At 25.0% G+C, this 19,046-nt stretch carries 19 protein-coding genes and 1 tRNA gene; 9 read left to right on the forward strand and 11 right to left on the reverse strand.

The features are described from left to right. Positions 1–113 precede the first annotated feature (113 nt). A complete protein-coding gene (rpsT, locus tag STAT_RS01175) occupies positions 114–353 on the reverse strand; it encodes a 30S ribosomal protein S20 (protein ID WP_119305450.1) in 240 nt (79 codons plus the stop codon). A gap of 13 nt (positions 354–366) precedes the next feature. Further along, positions 367–438 (reverse strand) — tRNA-Glu (locus STAT_RS01180). Positions 439–802: 364 nt separating this feature from the next. On the opposite strand from STAT_RS01180, the gene STAT_RS03120 reads away from it, so the two are divergent. Beyond that, positions 803–1,156, forward strand: coding sequence for a C40 family peptidase (locus tag STAT_RS03120; RefSeq protein ID WP_119305451.1), 354 nt, complete (start codon positions 803–805; stop codon positions 1,154–1,156). Between the two features lie 8 nt (positions 1,157–1,164). Here STAT_RS03120 and STAT_RS01190 read toward each other — a convergent pair whose 3' ends face one another. Genes STAT_RS01190 through STAT_RS01205 form a run of 4 tightly spaced genes read right to left on the reverse strand, consistent with a single transcriptional unit; the run spans position 1,165 to position 4,629 of the window. Then, positions 1,165–2,421: a 3-phosphoshikimate 1-carboxyvinyltransferase gene (locus STAT_RS01190; protein WP_119305452.1), complete on the reverse strand. Its 1,257-nt coding sequence runs from the start codon at positions 2,419–2,421 to the stop codon at positions 1,165–1,167. Between the two features lie 2 nt (positions 2,422–2,423). After that, positions 2,424–2,753, reverse strand: a complete 330-nt coding sequence (locus STAT_RS01195) for a nucleotide pyrophosphohydrolase (protein ID WP_119305453.1) — start codon at positions 2,751–2,753, stop codon at positions 2,424–2,426. Positions 2,754–2,759: 6 nt separating this feature from the next. Next, entirely contained in the window at positions 2,760–3,752 is a 993-nt protein-coding gene (locus STAT_RS01200; RefSeq protein WP_119305454.1) for a transketolase family protein, read from the reverse strand. 19 nt (positions 3,753–3,771) lie between these two features. Then, positions 3,772–4,629 (reverse strand): transketolase, encoded by an 858-nt coding sequence (locus STAT_RS01205; RefSeq protein WP_119305455.1) that lies wholly within the window; start codon positions 4,627–4,629, stop codon positions 3,772–3,774. Positions 4,630–4,700: 71 nt separating this feature from the next. Here STAT_RS01205 and smpB point away from each other — a divergent pair, with 71 nt between their 5' ends. Both smpB and STAT_RS01215 read left to right on the forward strand, forming a co-directional pair. Further along, entirely contained in the window at positions 4,701–5,147 is a 447-nt protein-coding gene (gene smpB / locus STAT_RS01210) for an SsrA-binding protein (protein ID WP_119305456.1), read from the forward strand. An 88-nt stretch (positions 5,148–5,235) separates the two neighbouring features. Beyond that, positions 5,236–6,567 carry an OmpA family protein gene (locus STAT_RS01215; protein ID WP_119305457.1) on the forward strand — a complete coding sequence of 444 codons (1,332 nt, stop codon included), beginning with the start codon at positions 5,236–5,238 and terminating at the stop codon, positions 6,565–6,567. A gap of 47 nt (positions 6,568–6,614) precedes the next feature. Here STAT_RS01215 and tatC read toward each other — a convergent pair whose 3' ends face one another. Further along, complete coding sequence (gene tatC, locus STAT_RS01220) at positions 6,615–7,418, reverse strand: twin-arginine translocase subunit TatC (protein ID WP_119305458.1); 804 nt, start codon at positions 7,416–7,418, stop codon at positions 6,615–6,617. 85 nt (positions 7,419–7,503) lie between these two features. Here tatC and STAT_RS01225 point away from each other — a divergent pair, with 85 nt between their 5' ends. Continuing rightward, a complete protein-coding gene (locus STAT_RS01225; RefSeq protein WP_119305459.1) occupies positions 7,504–8,514 on the forward strand; it encodes a redox-regulated ATPase YchF in 1,011 nt (336 codons plus the stop codon). Here STAT_RS01225 and STAT_RS01230 read toward each other — a convergent pair. Both STAT_RS01230 and dapF read right to left on the reverse strand, forming a co-directional pair. Further along, the gene (locus STAT_RS01230) at positions 8,504–9,595 is read right to left on the reverse strand and encodes a zinc-binding metallopeptidase family protein (protein ID WP_119305460.1); all 1,092 of its coding nucleotides are present in this window, start codon (positions 9,593–9,595) and stop codon (positions 8,504–8,506) included. The two genes, STAT_RS01225 and STAT_RS01230, sit on opposite strands and share 11 nt — an antisense overlap. A gap of 46 nt (positions 9,596–9,641) precedes the next feature. Further along, positions 9,642–10,442, reverse strand: a complete 801-nt coding sequence (gene dapF / locus STAT_RS01235; protein ID WP_119305828.1) for a diaminopimelate epimerase — start codon at positions 10,440–10,442, stop codon at positions 9,642–9,644. Positions 10,443–10,584: 142 nt separating this feature from the next. Between dapF and STAT_RS01240 the strand changes: the two genes are divergently transcribed. Beyond that, positions 10,585–12,054 carry a Do family serine endopeptidase gene (locus tag STAT_RS01240; RefSeq protein ID WP_244273572.1) on the forward strand — a complete coding sequence of 490 codons (1,470 nt, stop codon included), beginning with the start codon at positions 10,585–10,587 and terminating at the stop codon, positions 12,052–12,054. Here STAT_RS01240 and STAT_RS01245 read toward each other — a convergent pair. Next, positions 12,051–13,133 carry an LptF/LptG family permease gene (locus tag STAT_RS01245; RefSeq protein ID WP_119305462.1) on the reverse strand — a complete coding sequence of 361 codons (1,083 nt, stop codon included), beginning with the start codon at positions 13,131–13,133 and terminating at the stop codon, positions 12,051–12,053. The two genes, STAT_RS01240 and STAT_RS01245, sit on opposite strands and share 4 nt — an antisense overlap. A 1-nt stretch (position 13,134) precedes the next feature. After that, positions 13,135–14,259 (reverse strand): tRNA guanosine(34) transglycosylase Tgt, encoded by a 1,125-nt coding sequence (gene tgt / locus STAT_RS01250; RefSeq protein ID WP_119305463.1) that lies wholly within the window; start codon positions 14,257–14,259, stop codon positions 13,135–13,137. Between the two features lie 76 nt (positions 14,260–14,335). Here tgt and rsmH point away from each other — a divergent pair, with 76 nt between their 5' ends. From rsmH to STAT_RS01270, 4 genes are read left to right on the forward strand one after another with little or no spacing between them, the layout of a single operon-like run. Continuing rightward, a complete protein-coding gene (rsmH, locus tag STAT_RS01255; protein ID WP_119305829.1) occupies positions 14,336–15,232 on the forward strand; it encodes a 16S rRNA (cytosine(1402)-N(4))-methyltransferase RsmH in 897 nt (298 codons plus the stop codon). A gap of 16 nt (positions 15,233–15,248) precedes the next feature. After that, entirely contained in the window at positions 15,249–15,572 is a 324-nt protein-coding gene (locus tag STAT_RS01260) for an FtsL-like putative cell division protein (RefSeq protein WP_119305464.1), read from the forward strand. A 15-nt stretch (positions 15,573–15,587) separates the two neighbouring features. After that, a complete protein-coding gene (locus STAT_RS01265) occupies positions 15,588–17,561 on the forward strand; it encodes a PASTA domain-containing penicillin-binding protein (protein ID WP_119305465.1) in 1,974 nt (657 codons plus the stop codon). Then, positions 17,558–19,045 carry a UDP-N-acetylmuramoyl-L-alanyl-D-glutamate--2,6-diaminopimelate ligase gene (locus STAT_RS01270; protein WP_119305466.1) on the forward strand — a complete coding sequence of 496 codons (1,488 nt, stop codon included), beginning with the start codon at positions 17,558–17,560 and terminating at the stop codon, positions 19,043–19,045. The genes STAT_RS01265 and STAT_RS01270 overlap by 4 nt, the downstream gene beginning before the upstream one ends. Position 19,046: the final 1 nt, after the last annotated feature.

Raw genomic sequence — 19,046 nt, forward strand, 5'->3', positions numbered from 1 at the left:
TAAAAAAAACGAATATTAAATACAAAAAAAATAAAACTCTTATGAATATTTTTATATTTTAATATTACGACCAAAAATTCTACCTAATTTTATTTTTGAATAGAAATTCATGATTAGAATAATAATTTTTTTGTCAATTTTTTTTTCAACCTAGAAGCTTTATTTACGTGTATAATATTTTTTTTAGATAATTTATCTATCATGGAAATAACAATAGAATATTGTTTTTTATTTTTTTTATCTATTAACAATTTTTTTATAGCCGTCTTAGTGCTTTTGTATGCATATTTATTACGTAATCGTCTAGTATGATTCTGTCTAATTCTTTTTAAAGAAGATAAATGGTTTGCCATAAAAAAATAATTATAGCCCATAGGGGAATTGAACCCCTCTTTCCAGGATGAAAACCTGACGTCCTAACCAATAGACGAATGGGCCTTTTATTTAAAAATAAATAATTAATGACACAAATTAAATTTTTTTTACCTTTAATACAAGTATTTTATTTATATTTGGAATATCTCTTTTTTTAATTGATTTTTGTTATTTTAAACAAAAAAAAATTTTTGTTATAAATTCTAAAATTTTTTTAATTATAATTTTTTATTATTATCTTATTTCTATTTCATTATATGGAAAAGGGAAAGTAGAATGCAATAAAAAATCTGAAAAAATTTCTTTCAGAAAAAAAAAGCAAAATATAGATAGAAATAATTCAAATAATTCTTTTCAATTTTTTAATGATCAAAAATTTTTTTTTAAAGAAAAAACAGAACATATTATAGAAAAAGCCAAAAATTATATGTTTATTCCATATAGATATGGAGGGAATGCTAAATCTGGGATAGATTGTTCTGCTTTTATAAAAAACGTTTTTGCTTCTTATCAAATATTTTTACCACGTATTTCATATAATCAAGCTAAGAAGGGGGCCTTTATCCCTAAAAATAAAATAAAGAAAGGAGATTTATTATTTTTTTCAACAGGAATATCTAAAAAAATAAATCATGTAGGAATGGTGACACATACTAATAACAAAAATATATTTTTTATTCATGCATCTACATCCAATGGAGTAATTATATCTCAATTATATCAAAAATACTGGAGTCACAGATTTATTATGGCTAGAAGAATCCTTTTCTCTTCATCATAAGAATAATTCTATAATAAAGAAAAATGAGTTAAAAATCCTAAGGATTTTAAGTCTTTCCAAAAATTAGGATATGATTTTTCCACAACATTGGGTTTTTCTATTTTAATGAAATCATAACATAATCCGAATGTAGAAAAAGACATTGCCATTCTATGATCTTGATAAGTTCGAATTTTGATAAAAGAATCAATTTTTTTTCTATAAAAATCTGTAATTCTTAAACAAGAACGTGTAATTTCTGTTATCACTCCAAATTTTAAAAGCTCTTTTTTCAATGCTTGTAATCTATCTGTTTCTTTAATTTTTAAAGTTTCTAACCCTTTTAAACTACATTTTATACCAATTGCTGCACAAGTTATAACGATAGTTTGAGCAAGATCTGGTGTTTTATTTAAATCTAATTCAATAAATTTTGGAAATAAAAAATTCAATTTTTTCTTTAATATTATTATATTTTGATCATCAAAAACAGTAGAAATTCCAAAATATTGATCATATATATCACAAACCTTTTTATCTCCTTGTAAACTGTTATTATTATATGAACGTAAAATAATACGACTGTTTTTAGCAACAGAAGCCATAGAATAATAATAAGAAGCAGAACTCCAATCAGATTCTACAGAAAAATGTTTTTTACCCTTATTTTTTACCGGATAAATATGAATTATTCTTTCTTTCCAATTAGTTTTTATTCCGGCTAGAGTTAGTAAATCAAAAGTCATTTTTATGTAAGGAATAGATGTAATATTTTCTTTTAAATAAATTTTTAACCCCATTTTAAATTTACTAGCTATTAACATAAGAGAACTTATATATTGACTACTAATTTTCGCGTTTATATCTATTTCTCCTCCTAAAATTTTTTTTCCATAAATTTGTATTGGAGGGAAACCTTCCTTTTCCAAATAATGAATTTCAGATCCTAGCTTTCTTAAAGCTTCTACAAGTATAGAAATAGGTCTTTTTTTCATTCTATCTGATCCTGTTAAAATTACTTTTTTTCCTTTTTGTATAGAAAAATAAGAAGTTAAAAAACGCATAGCAGTTCCAGCATGATGAATATCTAATATATTAGAAGTACTAATCAAACTTTTCTTTAGAATTTCTGTATCTTCACAATTAGAAAGATTTTCAATATAAATATCATCTTTATAAATGGCTTTTAAAATTAAAAGACGATTAGATATGCTTTTAGATCCCGTTATAGATATAGAACCACACAAGGAATTACTATTTTTGTAAATCTTAATATAAGAAGACATGTTTATTTTAATTTTTGATTGTTATAATGTCTATCATGATCTCTAATTTCCTTTTTTTTCAATTTTTTATAAAATGATTTTTCCAAATCAATTCCCGTTTGATTTGCTAAACAAGCAATAATAAATAATACATCTGATAATTCTTCTCCAAGATCTTCACTTTTTCTACAATTTTTTTTCTTTGATTGTTCCCCATAATTTCTAGCGATAATTCTAGAAATTTCACCTACTTCTTCAGATAAAAGAATTGTATTCGTTAATATATCAAAATAACGAATTCCATGATCAACGATCCAATTATGAACTAATTTTTGTAAACTTTTAAGTTCCAAAATTTATTATTTTTTTTTATTCTTTAAAACAAATTCTACATGATTTATAATAGAATTACGATCAATATCATATTTTTTTAAAAGTTCCATAGGTTTTCCACTTTCTCCAAAAATATCATTAACAGCTACTAAACTTTGAATAATAGAGTATTCCTTATTTTTTTTATTATGATGATAAGTTGTCAATATTCTAGCAACACTTTCTCCTAATCCTCCCCAATAATTGTGTTCTTCTGCAGTAACAATACATTTTGTTTTATCAATTGATTTCAAAATAGTATTTTCATCTAATGGTTTAATTGTGTGAACATTAATAACTTCACATTCTATTCCTTTTTTTTCGTATAAAATCTTAGATGCTTCTAAAGATTCCCAAACTAAATGTCCTGTACTAACAATCGTAATATCTTTTCCTTCTGTTAAAACTATAGCTTTTCCGATTTCAAATATCTGATTCTCACTTGTAAAATTAGCCACAGGAGGACGACCAAAACGTAAATATACTGGTCCAAAATAATTTGATATAGCTATTGTTGCTGCATAAGTTTGATTATAATCACAAGTATTAATTACGGTCATTCCAGGTAACATTTTCATCATTCCTATATCTTCTAAACTTTGATGTGTTGCGCCGTCTTCTCCTAGAGTTAAACCAGAATGGGAGGCACATATTTTTACGTTTTTGTAAGAATAAGCAATAGATTGTCGTATTTGATCATAAACACGAGATGTTGCAAAATTAGCAAATGTTCCAGCAAATGGAATATATTCTCCAATACTAAGTCCAGCTGCGATTCCCATCATATTAGCTTCTGCTATTCCTATTTGAAAAAATCTTTCGGGAAATTCTTTAGAGAACTTATCCATAAATAAAGAAGTTTTAAGATCTGCACATAATGCAACTACTTTATGATTTGTTCTTCCTAAAAAAGTTAAAGCTTTTCCAAAACCTGCTCTTGTTTCTTTTAATCCTTTATTTTTATATCGTTTTTTCTTCATAATTATATATAAATAATATTTATAATGGATAATCTCCTAAAGAAGTTTCAGGAAGTTGAAATAAAGCTTTTTTCAATTCTTCTTTATTAGGGGCCTTTCCATGCCATGCATTATTTTCTAACATAAAGTCTACTCCGTATCCCATTTTAGTATATAATATAATTAAAATGGGTTTTCCTTTTCCAGTTTCATTTTTTGCTTCTTTTAAAATGTTAATTACTTTTTCAATATTATTTCCTTCTAATTCTTCTAGAACTTTCCAATCAAAGGATTCAAATTTTTTTTTTAAATTTCCTAGGGGTAATACTTCATCTGTAGTTCCATCTATTTGTTGTTTATTGTAATCCACAGTAGCTATATAGTTATCTATCTTTCTGGAACCTGCATATAAAATAGCTTCCCATATTTGTCCTTCGTTTAATTCTCCATCTCCATGTAAACTATAAATTATATTACTTAATTCTTTATTGAGTTTTTTAGACAATGCGGCACCAATAGATACAGACATTCCTTGCCCTAAAGAACCAGAAGAAATTCGTATTCCGGGTAGTCCTGTATGTACAGATGGATGTCCTTGTAAACGAGAATTTAATTTTCTAAAAGTAGATAACTCCTTAATCGAAAAAAAACCAGAACGAGCTAATATACTATAATAAACAGGTGAAATATGTCCATTAGATAAGAAAAAAAGATCTTCTCCTTTCCCATTTATAGAAAAATTACTTGAATTATAGTGCATAATTTTTTGATATAAAGCAACAAAAAATTCTGTACACCCTAGAGATCCACCAGGATGTCCAGACTTTGCGTCATTTACCATACGTAAAATGTCTCTTCTAACTTGAATACACAAATTTTTTAAATAACGTACATTCATTTTTTCAATTTTTGTTTGTATATTTTCCCGCTTTTTCTATTTCACAAAAATAACAATTAATTTCATTAATTATGAACGTTTTCAATAGAAAAGCAAGATTTAGATATCATCTTATAGAATATTATATATCTGGAATACAATTATTTGGTACAGAAGTGAAATCAATAAGACAAAATAAAGTCAGTATAATGGAAAGTTTTTGTCAAATGAGAAACGGAGAATTATATTCCATAAATATGTATATAGCTGAATATAAATTTGGGACAAATTGGAATCATTCAAGTAAAAGAGAAAGAAAATTATTATTGAAAAAACAAGAATTAATAAGAATCGATAAAAAATTAAAAAATCCAGGATTAACTTTAATTCCCATAGAATTATTTTTTAATGATAAAGGATATATAAAAATGAAAATAGCTTTAGCTAAAGGAAAAAAAATATATGATAAACGTGAATCTTTACGAAAAAAAGATTTTTTTAGGGAAGTTCGAAAACTTAAATTAAAAAATTGTATTTAATTCATTATGTTTGAAATTAAATCTTTATATATATATATTTATATATATTTGTTTAGAATTTAGATTTATTTAAAGAAATTATAGTTTTATGAAAAACGTCAATTTTTTTATCATGGCATTATTTACTTTTTTTTCTTCCGTTTTTTCCCAAAATCTGAAGGAAAATTGGTTTATCCGAATAGGAGCGCATGATATTAATTATTATCCTATAACAACGTATTCATCTTCTTCTTCTTCACCATTTCCATTGCATACTTTTAAAGATTTCTTTATTAAAAGAAACAATAGTTTTGATCCTTCCTCTATTTCTAACATAGAATTAGAACATAAAATAAAAGATCATATAGGGTTACATTTAGGTGTTTCATTAGGAATGGTAAATAATTCAAGATGGAATATATACGATAATTTATTTGTAAAGTTAAGCCCTGGAGTAAATTTATATATTTCACCTCCGAGTAATAATAGTAATAAAAATAAATTTGATCCTTATTTAAGATTAGGAATAGGTTATCATAAGTTCAACACTTATCTTAATAGAGAACTGAAAATTTCAGAAAAAAAATATTTTAAAACAAACAAAAAAAATTTTTTTCTATTAGATGGAGGAATAGGTTTAAATTACTGGTTAGTTCCTAATTTTGGATTTAACTTTCAAAGTACTTATAACCAAGTATTTGCAAAACAATCAAACGATTATTTGAATTTTTGGAAACATAATATAGGATTGATTTTCCGTTTTGGAGATTTACCTATTCGTTATAATCATAAAAAAATTAAAACAAATCAAGATTTTTCTTCTATTCCTTCCGTTGTTCCCGTTAATGACGAAAAAGAAGAAGTAGTAAATGAAAAAGAAGAAGTAGTAAATGAAAAAGAAGAAGTAGTAAATGAAAAAGAAGAAAAAGAAAGCAAAATTTGTTGTAATAACGATCAAGAGAACGAAGAAGATTCAGATCATGATGGAATTTTAGATCAAGAAGATTTATGTCCAAATCAACTTGGATTAAAGAAATTTAAAGGTTGTCCTGATTCAGATTCAGATAATATTCCAGATCACGAAGATAAATGTCCGAATAAATTTGGAAAGAAAGAAAATAAAGGATGTCCTGATATTATTTTTAGTCCTTTTTTATTTGATTCTGGAAGTTTTTCATTGTCACCTCGTTCTTTAAAAAATATTAGTAAAATTAGTGAAATCATGATTCATACTCTTCCTAATTCTAAATTTTATATTAATGGATATGCGGATGCAAATGGAAACTCTAATTTTAATAGAGTTTTATCTATAAAAAGAGCTCGTTCCGTATTTTCAGCTTTAGTATCTAAAGGAGTAGATTCTTCTAGAATCAAAATTAGAGGATTAGGAGTTGAGAGAAAAAAAGGAAGACGTGTTGAAATCAGAATAAGAAAATTATAACTTCATACAAATAAAAAGCCTCTTGATTTTTTTAATCAAGAGGCTTTTTATTTGTATGATTTATTTGTATGAAAAGATGATATATATACACTTACTTGATAAAGTATTAGAAGAGGAATTAGAACGATGATTGTACTTAAAATATCTCCAGGTGTTATAGCAGAAGCTATAATTAACAAAATCATAAAAGCATGTTTCCTATATTTTTTTAAAAAAGAAGAAGATATTAATTCCATTTTAGTTAGAAAAAATATAAAAAAAGGAAATAAAAAAATAATTCCCATAGAAAATACAGAATGTACGATTAAAGAAATATAGTCTGATAAATCGAATATATTTTTCGGAAAATTACTTATTTTAAAAGAATATCCAAAATGAATTAAAAATGGACATAATATGAAATAACCAAAAAAAATTCCTAACAAAAACATAAAAGTAACTATGGTCAGTATCCATAGAGAATATTTTTTTTCTTCATCCGAAAGAGCAGGTTTTATAAATTTCCAAAATTCATAAAGAACATAAGGAAATGACAAAATAACCCCTCCTATAAAACAAGTCCATAAATAAATATTGAACTGTCCAAATATTTGTCTATTTTGTATTTCTAAATTTTTATATAAAAAGGAAATAGAATTCAAATGTATTCCTAAAAAGGAATTAGTTATTTTAGAAAATATACGGTAAGTAATAAAATCTGTTTTTGCTGGACCGAAAATAATGTAATCAAATATAATATTTTTATTATTCATCAAAATAATCGTTACAATAATTATCGCACAAATACAATGAATTATGTGTTTTCTTAATTCCTCAATATGTTTCCAAAACGGAATTTTATTTTCATTCATGAAAATGAAATTTTATAAAAAAAATAATATTTTTTTAAAAAATTTTTTTATGTTTCAATATGTATATGTATTAAATTTCATATAAATGAAATGTGGAATTATAGGACTTCCAAATACAGGAAAATCAACATTCTTTAATTTGATTTCTAATTCAAAGGCTTTATCAAAAAATTTTCCTTTTTGCACCATAGAACCTAATTATGGAATTACAAAAGTTCCAGATGAAAGATTATACGAATTAAAAAAAATTATTAATTCTACAAAAATAGTTCCATCTGAAATAAAAATAGTAGATATAGCTGGATTAATTAAAGGTTCACATAAAGGAGAAGGTCTAGGGAATAGATTTTTATCTCATGTTCGTGAAACAAATGTCATGATACACATGATTCGTTTTTTTCGTGATCGAAGCGTCCTTCATGTGGAAGGATCGATTAATCCTATTAGAGATAAAGAAATTATTGACATGGAATTACAGTTTAAAGATCTGGAAACAATAGAAAAAAGATTAGAAAAAGTTACGAAAAAAAATCAAGTTAATAAATCTATACATATACTAAAAAAAATTTTTTCTTTTTTAAAAGAAGGAAAAAATATTAGAATATATCCATTTCAAAAAGACGAAAAAGAATATATAAAAGATTTACAGTTACTAACTATTAAACCTGTTATTTATGTATGCAATATAGATAATGAGTTAGATTACAATACTAGTTTACATATAGAAAATATGAAAAAAACGATAAAAATGGAAAATTCTACTTTAATCATATTATCGTTAAAAAAAAATTGCATAAAACTTGATCAAATATTGAAAAAAACTTATAATTTATTAAATTTAATAAGTTTTTTTACGGTAGGAAAAAAAGAAATTCGATCTTGGTCTATTCCTAATCCATGTACAGCTTATGAAGCTTCTTCAGTAATTCATACAGATTTTAAAAAAGGATTTATTCGAGCAAAAGTGATTCACTATAATGATTTTATAAAATATAGATCTGAAGAAAATGCAAAAAAAGCAGGAAAAATATTATTAGCAGGAAAAAATTATTTTATTCAAGATGGAGATATTATTCATTTCCGGTTCAATCGGTAAAAAACTGGTTTATGTTTTTATTGATTTCTTGTAAAGTTTCAAAAATAAGTAATACAGCTAGTTCTACATCTTTTTTATGTACCATTTCTACTGTAGTATGCATATATTTAAGAGGAATAGAAATTAAAGCAGATAAAACACCCTTATTGGAATAAGCGAAAGCGTCTGTATCTGTTCCTGTATCTCTAGATGTGACTAAACGTTGAAAACATATTTTTTTCCTATTAGCGGTATTAATTATCAATTCTCTAATGTTTTTATGAATTGAAGGAGAAAATCCAATGACAGGTCCTAATCCACATTTAATATCACCTTGTATTTTTTTATCAATCATGGGGCTATAAGTATCATGTGTTACATCTGTAATAATTGCTATATTGGGTCGTATAATTTTAGAGATCACTTTCGCACCTTTTAACCCAATTTCTTCTTGAACTGAATTTACTATATATAATCCAAATTTTAAATTTAATCTATTTTCAATTATAATTCTTGCTACTTCTGCTATAAGAAATCCTCCTATTTTATTATCTAATGCTCTAGATACAAAATAATTATGATTCATAATAAAAAATTTATCAGGATAAGTGATCACACATCCTACATAAACTCCCATATCAATTGCTTCATTTTTGCTGGAAACACCAATATCTACAAATAGATTTTCTACATTAGGAGATTTTTCTCTTGAATGTTTTCTTATATGAATAGCGGGCCATCCAAATACTCCATGTACAAAACCTTTTTCCGTATGAATAACCACTTTTTTAGATGGAGCGATTTGAGGATCGGATCCTCCATTACGAGATACATATATTATTCCTTCTTCTGTGATATAATTAACATTCCATGAGATTTCATCAACATGAGCTTCAATAACTAATTTATATGGAGAATTAGGATTAATAATTCCTACTGCTGTACCATATAGATCTGTTTGTATTTTTTCTACATAAGAACTAAGATGATTTATCCATATTTTTTGTCCTTTATTTTCGTTTCCTGTTGGAGAAAATTCATTCAAATATCTTTCAAGAAATTGGATAGAATCATTATTAATCGAATATGAATAATTACTCATTTGTTTTTTGTTTGTTCTATCTATTATAAAAAAATCAAATTAAGAATTAAATAAGAATGGATCCTTTAAATACAAAATTTACGTTTCCAGTTAAATGGATATTTTTATATTCATTTTTTGTTTTTTTCAATGAAACCCATAATTTTCCTCCAAGAGTTTGGATTAAAATTTCACCCATATTATTTTTTATTTTATTTGTTTCACATGCAGCAACGACAGAAGCCACAACTCCTGTTCCACAGGATAAAGTTTCATTTTCTACTCCTCTTTCATAAGTACGTACTTGTAGTGTATTATTTTTAAGTATTTTTACAAAATTTACATTAACTCCTTTTTCCAAATAAGGATTTTGAAATCTAATATTTTTTCCTTCTTGATATACGTTTTTTTCTTTTATATTTTCTACAAACAAAATATGATGAGGAGATCCTGTGTTTAAAAAAACGTATTTTTTATGAATTTCTATTGTATTTTTATCTACATCTAGGAGATGTATAGAAACCAAATTATTATTTTTTACAATAAATCCATTATGATATCCATCTATAGCTCGAAAATGAATTTTATTTTTTTTTAAAATTCCTAATTTATTAGCAAAAGAAATAGCACATCTTCCTCCATTTCCACACATTGTGCTTTCTTTTCCATCAGAATTACAATATTTCATATAAAAATCACTTCGATATTTATCATCATTTTGAATCAAAATAACTCCATTGGCTCCAATTCCAAAATGTCTATTACATAACCTTTTGAATAAAATAGGATTTTCTATTTTTTTTTTTCTAGAATCTAAAAGGATAAAATCATTTCCCGTTCCTTGATATTTATAAAAATTCAATTCCATAACAACGAATTTAATATTATTTTTTGATATATTTGTTTCTATGTTGCTATCACCAATACAATAAATAACTAATAAATAATAACATAATAACAATTATATATATATGAAGAAAATAGTTTTTTATATTGTACTGAGCAGTATTATGAGTTCAATAATAACTATTGCTGCATATAAACAATACGTTAAAGAAGAACCCTTACTTTTTCCATATACATCCTCAGGAAAAACAAGATTAACCTCATCATCATCAGATCCTTCATTATTGGTAAGTTCTGCTGGTTTTCCTGATTTTACCAGAGTTGTATCAAAAACCATACATGCAGTAGTCAATGTCAAAAATTTTTCAAAAAAATATAGTAATCAATTTGATCCATTTGATTTCTTTTTTGGATTTCCTGACGATTTTGGAAATAATAGAGAAAGAAAACCTCAAAGAAATGATATACCTGGACTTCATGGATCTGGAGTTATTTTATCACCTGACGGATACATTGTGACTAATAATCATGTTATTAAAGACGCAGAAAAAATAGAAATTACCCTTAATGATCAAAGAACCTATAAAGCTAAATTAATAGGAACAGATCCTAGTACCGATATAGCTTTATTAAAGATTAATGAAAAAAATTTACCTTTTATTTATTTTTCAGATTCTAATAAAGTACAAGTAGGAGAATGGGTACTAGCGATAGGAAATCCTTTTGATTTAAACTCTACTGTTACAGCTGGAATCATAAGTGCAAAAAATAGAAGTTTGGGAATATTAAGAGGAGAAACACAATCATCAATTGAATCTTTTTTTCAAACCGATGCAGCGGTGAATCCCGGAAATAGTGGAGGAGCATTAATTAACACTAATGGAGAATTGATTGGAATTAATACTGCTATTTCTTCAGCTTCAGGAAATTTTATAGGATATAGTTTTGCTGCTCCTTCTAATTTAGTTGCAAAAGTAATTCAAGATATAAAAAAATACGGAACTGTACAACGTGCATATTTAGGAGTGAAAGGAATAGACCTTTCTAAAACAGAATATTTAAAGGTTTATAATCAAGAAACACACCAAAATATAAAATCACAACAAGGTTTTTTAATAGGAGAAGTATTTGAAAAAAGTGGAGCGGATGATGCAGGACTCAAAAAAGGAGATATTATAAAAAGCATAGATGGAAAACCTATACAAAACATTGCAGATCTTTCATTTATTGTAGGGACAAAACATCCAGGAGATAAAATAAGAGTGATTATTATACGTAATAAACAGAAAAAAATTTTTAACGTTATTTTAAAAGATTTACAAGGAAGAAAAAAAATAAGAACTAAAGAAGAGATTACTCCATCTGAATTATTAGGCGCAGTATTTGATCCACTTAGTAAAGAGTCTAAAAAAGATTTGGGAATTGATTATGGTATCAAAATTAAAGAAATAAGAACAGGTCGTTTAAGTGCTATCGGTTTAGAAGAAGGAGATATCATTTTATCTATTAATGGGATAAAAATGAAAAATCCGAATGATGTAAACAAAGTTTTAAAAAAATACTCGGGAGATGTTACTATAAAATCGATTAAAGAAAATGGACAAGTATATATAGCAGGATTTGAAATGAATTAATTCATATTTCTATTCCAATAAAATAAAAATGTAAGAATTCCATAAATTACGTTGGGAAACCAAACAGACAAATAAGAAGGAATATAATCTTTATTAGAATATATTTTTGTTATCTCTATGAAAAAGATATAAAAAAAAGACAATACAATTCCTACGATCATATTATAAGCAATTTCTCCTTTCTTTTTTATAGATATAGATAACCCCAAAATTGTGAATATTAAAGTAGAAAAGGGTAGACTAGTTCTTTGATAATATTCATTTAAATGCATATTTAGGTTTCTTTTATTTTCTTTTAAATTAATAAATCTTTTCAATTCGTGAATATTCATGGTTTCTGCTATATACTCTTCCGGTAAAAATTGATCCGGAGTTATGGGAATTTTTTTAATTTTATAATTTCCTATAGCAAAGAAGTCATGATTTTTATTAATTTTAGTTTCTATGTAATCAAATAAAATGTATATCTTACGTTTTTTATACCAAAAAATATTTTTAGATTTTAGAATATAAATTAATTTTTTTCCATCAAATTTTTGATATACACATTCTTTTCCTATATTTTTTTCTTTTGAAAAATTTCGAATAAAAATATATTCATTCTTTGAAATTTGAGTACTAATCGTTTGATTTTTTTCATATTTATTTTTATATCTTGGGTTTAACAAGTATTGATAATGAAATTTATTTTTTTTTTTATTAGCTATAGGTAAAAAATAATAATTAATGATTAAAGCTATAATTCCTATTATAATAGCTGATATCAAATAAGGAACTGTTAATCTTCTAAAACTAATACCGCTTGATAGAATAGCTGTAATTTCTGAATGATGGGTTAATCTAGATGTAAAAAAAATAACAGATAAAAAAACGGAAATGGGAGAGAAAGTATTAATTAACCATATGGACCAAAAAGGATAGTAAAAAATTAAAGCCTCTTTAATAGATCCTTTATTATTTTCTAAACGATGCATTCGTTGAGATATATCTATAATTATAGATAAAAATTGTAAAGAAATTGTAATAAATATAAAAGTAACAATAAAATTACGAATTATATAACGATCGATAATTTTCATATTATAAACGTTTTTGTAACAAAGGAATTATAGATTTTTTCCAATAAAAAAATTTATTGTGCATAATATGAATTTTCGCTTCTTGAAGAAGATGAAAATAAAAAGAAAGATTATGGATAGAGGCTATTTCTTTTGCTAAGCTATCTTTAGATAAAAAAAGATGTCTTAAATAAGATTTACTATATAATTGATCTACATCAGTCTTTCCGAATTCGTCTAAACAAGAATAGTCTTTTTCCCATTTTTTATTTTTAATATTCATAATTCCTTTCCATGTAAATAGCATTCCATGACGTCCATTCCTTGTAGGAAGAACACAATCAAACATATCTATTCCAAGAGAAATTCCTTCTAAAAGATCTGCAGGATATCCTACACCCATTAAATATCTAGGTTTTTTTTTAGGTAAAATATCTGTTAATAAATCAGTAATATTATATGTTTCTTCTTTTTCCTCTCCCAAACTTAACCCGCCTATAGCATATCCTTCTGCTTCTAACAATGAAATTTCTTCTGCAGAAAATCTCCTCAAATCCGGATAAATACTTCCTTGTAAAATTGGAAAAAAACTTTGCTTATAATTATATATTTCTGGATTCTCTTGTAAATAAGAGTAACATTTTTTTAACCAAAAATGTGTTTTTTTTAAAGATTTTTTAGCGACTGTATAACTACAAGGAAAAGAGGGACAATCATCGAAAGCCATGATAATATCTCCACCTATAAAACGTTGAATTTTCATAGATTTTTCAGGAGAAAAAAAATGAAAAGATCCATCTATCATAGATTTAAATAGAACTCCGTCTTCAGTATTTTTATTTAATTTTTTCAATGAAAAAATTTGAAAACCACCACTATCTGTTAATATAGATCCCTTCCAATTTAGAAAAGAATGAATTCCTCCAGCTTTATGTAATACTTCAATTCCTGGTTGAAAATATAAATGATAAGTATTTCCAATAGTTATTTCACACATTTTATAAAGTTCATGTGTTGGAACAGACTTTACATAACCTTTTGAAGCAACTGGCATAAAAATAGGAGTTTCAATTTTACTATGATCTGTTTCTAATACTCCTATTCTTGCTTTGGAATAATTATCTGTTTTAATTAAGTTAAATTTCATTTGAAAAAATTTAAAAATTATGGAATATATAGTAGTTATAAAACATAATTTCGTACTATTTACTGATAAAATAAAAATGAATTTTAAATATTATCATAAACCAGTTCTTCTCGAAGAGAGTATAGAAAACTTAATTACAGATCCAAATGGGATTTATGTAGATACTACTCTCGGTGGGGGAGGACATTCTGATGCTATTCTAAAAAAATTAAATCAAAAGGCAACTTTAATTGCTTTGGATCAAGACCAAGAATCTATCAAAAGAAATTTGATTATAGATAAACGTTTTCATCTTTTTCACAAAAATTTTATTCATATACGGGATATTTTGAATCAAAATCGGATTGATAAAGTATCAGGAATATTAGTTGATTTAGGGTTTTCATCTTTACAAATAGATAATCCAAAAAGAGGTTTTTCGAATCAATCTAATTGTATTTTAGATATGAGAATGAATCAAGAATCTTTGTATTCTGCTCAAAATGTTCTAAATGAATGTTCAAAAAAAGAGTTATTTCATATATTTTATGAATATGGAGAATTTAAAAATGCAAAAAAAATTGCAGAAAAAATATTTAAAATGCGTTTAAAAAAAAATATTAAAACTGCTTTGGATTTAATTCATCTTTTTTTTATAAAAGGATCTTTTAAAAAAAGAAAAAGATTTTTTTCTAGACTTTTTCAGTCTATACGAATAGAAGTTAATAATGAAATAAATATTTTAAAAGGTTTTTTATTAGAATCTTCTAAAATTCTATTGAAAGGAGGTAGAATATCCGTGATTTCATATCATTCTATAGAAGATAGAATTATTAAATATTTTTTTAAAAAAGGAATTATAATAAATAAAATCAATTTTGAAACCCTTCCATTTAAAATGATACATAAAAAAGTAATTAAACCTAGTTTTCAAGAAATTACAAGTAATCCACGATCTAGAAGCGCAAAATTAAGAATTGCAGAAAAAACTTAATTCATATTATCATAAAATGAAAACAAATATACCAGATATCCTAAAAGGAAAATTCTTAGTAAAAGAAGATGCTTATCGTAGTTGGAATTTTATTATTTTTATTACCATCCTATCATTAATTAGTATTACCAGTTCACATATAATGGATAGAAAAATTCGAAAAATCAATAAAATTAGTGAAGAAATCAAGGAATTAAAATCTGAATATGCGGATTTACATAGTAAATGTATGAAAATGCAATTAGCCTCTTTTATAAGAAAAAAATTATTTAATGGATTAAAACATTTGGAAACTCCTCCATATGAATTAGTCATAGAAAATCAAAAAAAATATGGATAAAACACAATTAAACTAATGAAACGAAAAAGATATATTTTATTATATAAATCTTATTTAGTTGGTTTTTTATTCATATTTATTGCTACATTAATTATTTTTAATTTATTCTATATTCAAAATTATTCAGAAGGATACAAGAAATATGTTATAAAAAAAACAATCAGAACTAACTTAATTAAAGCTAAACGTGGAAATATTTATGCATTAGATAATAGTATTTTAGCAATGTCTGTTATAAGATATGATATTCACATAGATTTTAGAAGTATACCTGAAAAATTATTTCAAGATAATATTTATTCTTTATGTAACTCTTTGGATCTCTTGTTTAAGAAACAGAAATTTTTTTTCTATAAAAAATTTCAATACGAAAAGAAAAGGGGAAATAGATATTTTTTATTAGCAAAAAATTTAGATTATCCACATTTTAAAATCTTAAGAAGATTTCCCATTTTCAATAAGGGACAAATACGAGGTGGGTTCATCGTAGAAAAGAAAATATGTAGAATTCACACATTGGAAAATATTGGAAAAAGAACATTAGGATTTGATGATCACAGAGGAAAAGCGGGATTAGAAGGTGCTTTTAGCAAATATTTAAAAGGAAAAGATGGAAAAAGATTAGAACAACGTATTAGTTTTAAAATATGGAAACCATTAAAATCAGAAAATGAAATTAATCCAGAAGACGGAAAAGACGTTTACTCCACTATAGATATATATTTACAAGATATAGCTTATCATGCTTTGCTTCAAGAATTATCCATCTCTCAAGCACATCATGGATGTGTAATTTTGATGGATGTAAAAACTGGAGAAATTCCTGCTATGATCAATCTGGAAAAAACAAAAAAAAATACTTATGAAGATTTAAGAAATTTTTCAGTATGGGAAGGAAGTGAACCTGGATCTACTTTTAAAACAATGGCTATTCTTGCCGCTTTAGAAGATAAAAAAATAGATGTGAATATGATTATAAATACCAAAGGTGGAGTTATGAAATTGAAAGGAAAAAAAATACGAGATACTCATTATAATGGAAATGTTAAAATGAATCCAAAACAAATTTTAGAATTATCTTCGAACGTAGGAATAGCAAAAATTATTTATGAGAATTATAAAAAAAATCCTGAAAAATTTATAGAGCATTTTCGTAAATGGAAATTGGATAAAAAAATAGGGATTGAGATACCAGGAGAAAGCATGCCTTTTATTCCGACCCCTGGAAAAAAAAATTGGAGTGGTATTACTTTACCATGGATGACTTTTGGGTATAATATTAAACTAACTCCTTTACAAATACTCACTTTTTATAATGCTATAGCAAATCATGGAAAAATGATTAAACCTCTATTTATTAGAGAAATAAAACATTATGGAAAAAGTATAAAGAAACATAAAAATCCTATTGTTATGAATCCTTCTATAGCTGAAAAATCTTCTTTAAAAAAAATTCAAAATATGTTGGAAGGAGTAGTAAAAAATGGAACGGCTAAAAAATATTATCATCCAGAATATCCTTATGCGGGAAAAACGGGAACAACACAGTTAAATTATTGGATTAAAGGAAAGCCCTTATCTTATAATAGTTCTTTTGTAGGATATTTTCCTGCGAAAAATCCAAAATATTCTTGTATTGTAGTTATTTCAAAACCAGAAAAAGGATATTATGGAATAGAGGTAGCCGTTCCTGTATTTGACAAAATTGCTAAATCTATTTATCCTAGAATAGAAAAAAAAGTATTTTTTAAAAAAAATAAGAATCAAAAAGATTTACTAAATCAAATTACAAAATCAAAAAATTTTTTTATTGATAAGTGGATAATGCCTAATATTATCTCTGTTCCTGGAAAAGAAATCATCCCTATATTAGAAAATATGGGATTTCACATCCAATATGAAGGAATAGGAAAAGTATTGACTCAATCTGTTCAACCTGGAAAAAAATTGAAAAAAAATCAGATTATATTTTTGAAATTAGAAGAATGAAAAAACTATTAAAAGATATTTTGAAAAAAGTGCATGTATTAAACATAATAGGAAAAGATCCTTTTAAATTTATAGAAGGAATTTCTATAAATTCTAAAATAGTAAAAACCAATATGATTTTTGTGGCTATAAAAGGAAAAAAAACAGATGGACACCAATTTATTATAGATGCAATTCAAAAAGGCGCTAATACTATAATTTGTGAAAAAAATTTTTTCTCTTTTATTCCTAATATTTTTTATAAAAAAATTACTTATGTATTTGTTTCAAATTCTATGGAAGCTTTAGGAATTATATCATCTAATTTTTATGATCATCCTACAAAAAAAATAAAATTAATAGGAATTACCGGAACAAATGGAAAAACTTCTGTAGCTACGATTCTTCATTATTTATTTTCTAGAATGGGAGAAAAAAATATTCTTATTTCTACTATGGGAATAAAAATATTATCTATAAAATATCCTACTATACATACAACCCCGAATATTATAGAAATAAATAAATATTTAAATATTTCAATCCAAAAAGGATGTAGATATGCTTTTATGGAAGTAAGTTCACATGGAATACATCAAAAAAGAATATCAGGATTATTATTTCAAGGAGGAGTTTTTACGAATATTACACATGATCACTTAGATTATCATAGATCTTTTGACCATTATTTATCTACTAAAAGGCTTTTTTTTAAAAATTATTTATCTAAAAAAGCTTTTGCATTAGTTAATGCCGATGATGAAAATTCGTATAAAATGATAAAAAAAATTTTAGCTAAAACCTATTTTTACGGTATTAAAAAAAATTCCAATTTCAAAATTGGAATTTTAAAAGAAGATATGAATGGAAACGAATTGTTAATTGAGGGTCATAAAATTTTTACCTATCTAATAGGAAGATTTAATATCTATAATCTATTAGCTAGTTACGCTACATCTATTTTATTAGGAAAAAAGAAAGATGAAATCCTTAAAAAAATTAAATATGTAAAACCTATTAAAGGTCGTTTTGAGAAGTTTTTATCCAATTCTGGAATTCAGATTATTATAGATTATGCTCATAATCCAGATGGATTAAAATCTATTTTAAATACTATTAAAATCATAAAAAAAGATAATGAAAAATTAATTTGTATCATAGGTTGTGGAGGAAATAGAGATAGAAAAAAACGTCCTTTAATGGGGAAAATTTCTTATGAAACATGTGATATCTCTATTTTTACATCCGATAATCCTAGAGATGAAGATATCAATAAAATATTCAATGATATGAAAAATTTTAAACCATATCTAAAAAAAAAATCTATTTTAACTTTTGTAAAACGAGAAGAAGCTATTCAAAATGCAATTCAAATTGCAAAAAAAAAAGATATTATTCTAATAGCTGGAAAAGGACATGAAACTTTTCAAGAAATTAAAGGAAAACGTCATTTTTTTAATGATATGAAAATTACTAAAAATTTGTTAAAAATTTACGATAAATAAC

The sequence above is a fragment of the Blattabacterium cuenoti STAT genome (genome assembly GCF_003573915.1).
In the GTDB taxonomy this organism is placed as follows: Bacteria; Bacteroidota; Bacteroidia; order Flavobacteriales; family Blattabacteriaceae; genus Blattabacterium; species Blattabacterium cuenoti_A.

Excerpts from the sequence above, each read along its gene's own strand:
- rpsT (WP_119305450.1), bottom strand. The coding sequence starts at position 353 with ATGGCAAACCATTTATCTTCTTTAAAAAGAATTAGACAGAATCATACT.
- rsmH (WP_119305829.1), top strand. The coding sequence starts at position 14,336 with ATGAATTTTAAATATTATCATAAACCAGTTCTTCTCGAAGAGAGTATA.
- STAT_RS01190 (WP_119305452.1), bottom strand. The coding sequence starts at position 2,421 with ATGTCTTCTTATATTAAGATTTACAAAAATAGTAATTCCTTGTGTGGT.
- smpB (WP_119305456.1), top strand. The coding sequence starts at position 4,701 with ATGAACGTTTTCAATAGAAAAGCAAGATTTAGATATCATCTTATAGAA.
- STAT_RS01205 (WP_119305455.1), bottom strand. The coding sequence starts at position 4,629 with ATGAATGTACGTTATTTAAAAAATTTGTGTATTCAAGTTAGAAGAGAC.
- STAT_RS01265 (WP_119305465.1), top strand. The coding sequence starts at position 15,588 with ATGAAACGAAAAAGATATATTTTATTATATAAATCTTATTTAGTTGGT.
- STAT_RS03120 (WP_119305451.1), top strand. The coding sequence starts at position 803 with ATGTTTATTCCATATAGATATGGAGGGAATGCTAAATCTGGGATAGAT.
- STAT_RS01225 (WP_119305459.1), top strand. The coding sequence starts at position 7,504 with ATGAAATGTGGAATTATAGGACTTCCAAATACAGGAAAATCAACATTC.
- STAT_RS01215 (WP_119305457.1), top strand. The coding sequence starts at position 5,236 with ATGAAAAACGTCAATTTTTTTATCATGGCATTATTTACTTTTTTTTCT.
- STAT_RS01230 (WP_119305460.1), bottom strand. The coding sequence starts at position 9,595 with ATGAGTAATTATTCATATTCGATTAATAATGATTCTATCCAATTTCTT.
- tgt (WP_119305463.1), bottom strand. The coding sequence starts at position 14,259 with ATGAAATTTAACTTAATTAAAACAGATAATTATTCCAAAGCAAGAATA.
- STAT_RS01270 (WP_119305466.1), top strand. The coding sequence starts at position 17,558 with ATGAAAAAACTATTAAAAGATATTTTGAAAAAAGTGCATGTATTAAAC.
- STAT_RS01240 (WP_244273572.1), top strand. The coding sequence starts at position 10,585 with ATGAGTTCAATAATAACTATTGCTGCATATAAACAATACGTTAAAGAA.
- STAT_RS01200 (WP_119305454.1), bottom strand. The coding sequence starts at position 3,752 with ATGAAGAAAAAACGATATAAAAATAAAGGATTAAAAGAAACAAGAGCA.
- STAT_RS01260 (WP_119305464.1), top strand. The coding sequence starts at position 15,249 with ATGAAAACAAATATACCAGATATCCTAAAAGGAAAATTCTTAGTAAAA.
- dapF (WP_119305828.1), bottom strand. The coding sequence starts at position 10,442 with ATGGAATTGAATTTTTATAAATATCAAGGAACGGGAAATGATTTTATC.
- tatC (WP_119305458.1), bottom strand. The coding sequence starts at position 7,418 with ATGAATGAAAATAAAATTCCGTTTTGGAAACATATTGAGGAATTAAGA.
- STAT_RS01245 (WP_119305462.1), bottom strand. The coding sequence starts at position 13,133 with ATGAAAATTATCGATCGTTATATAATTCGTAATTTTATTGTTACTTTT.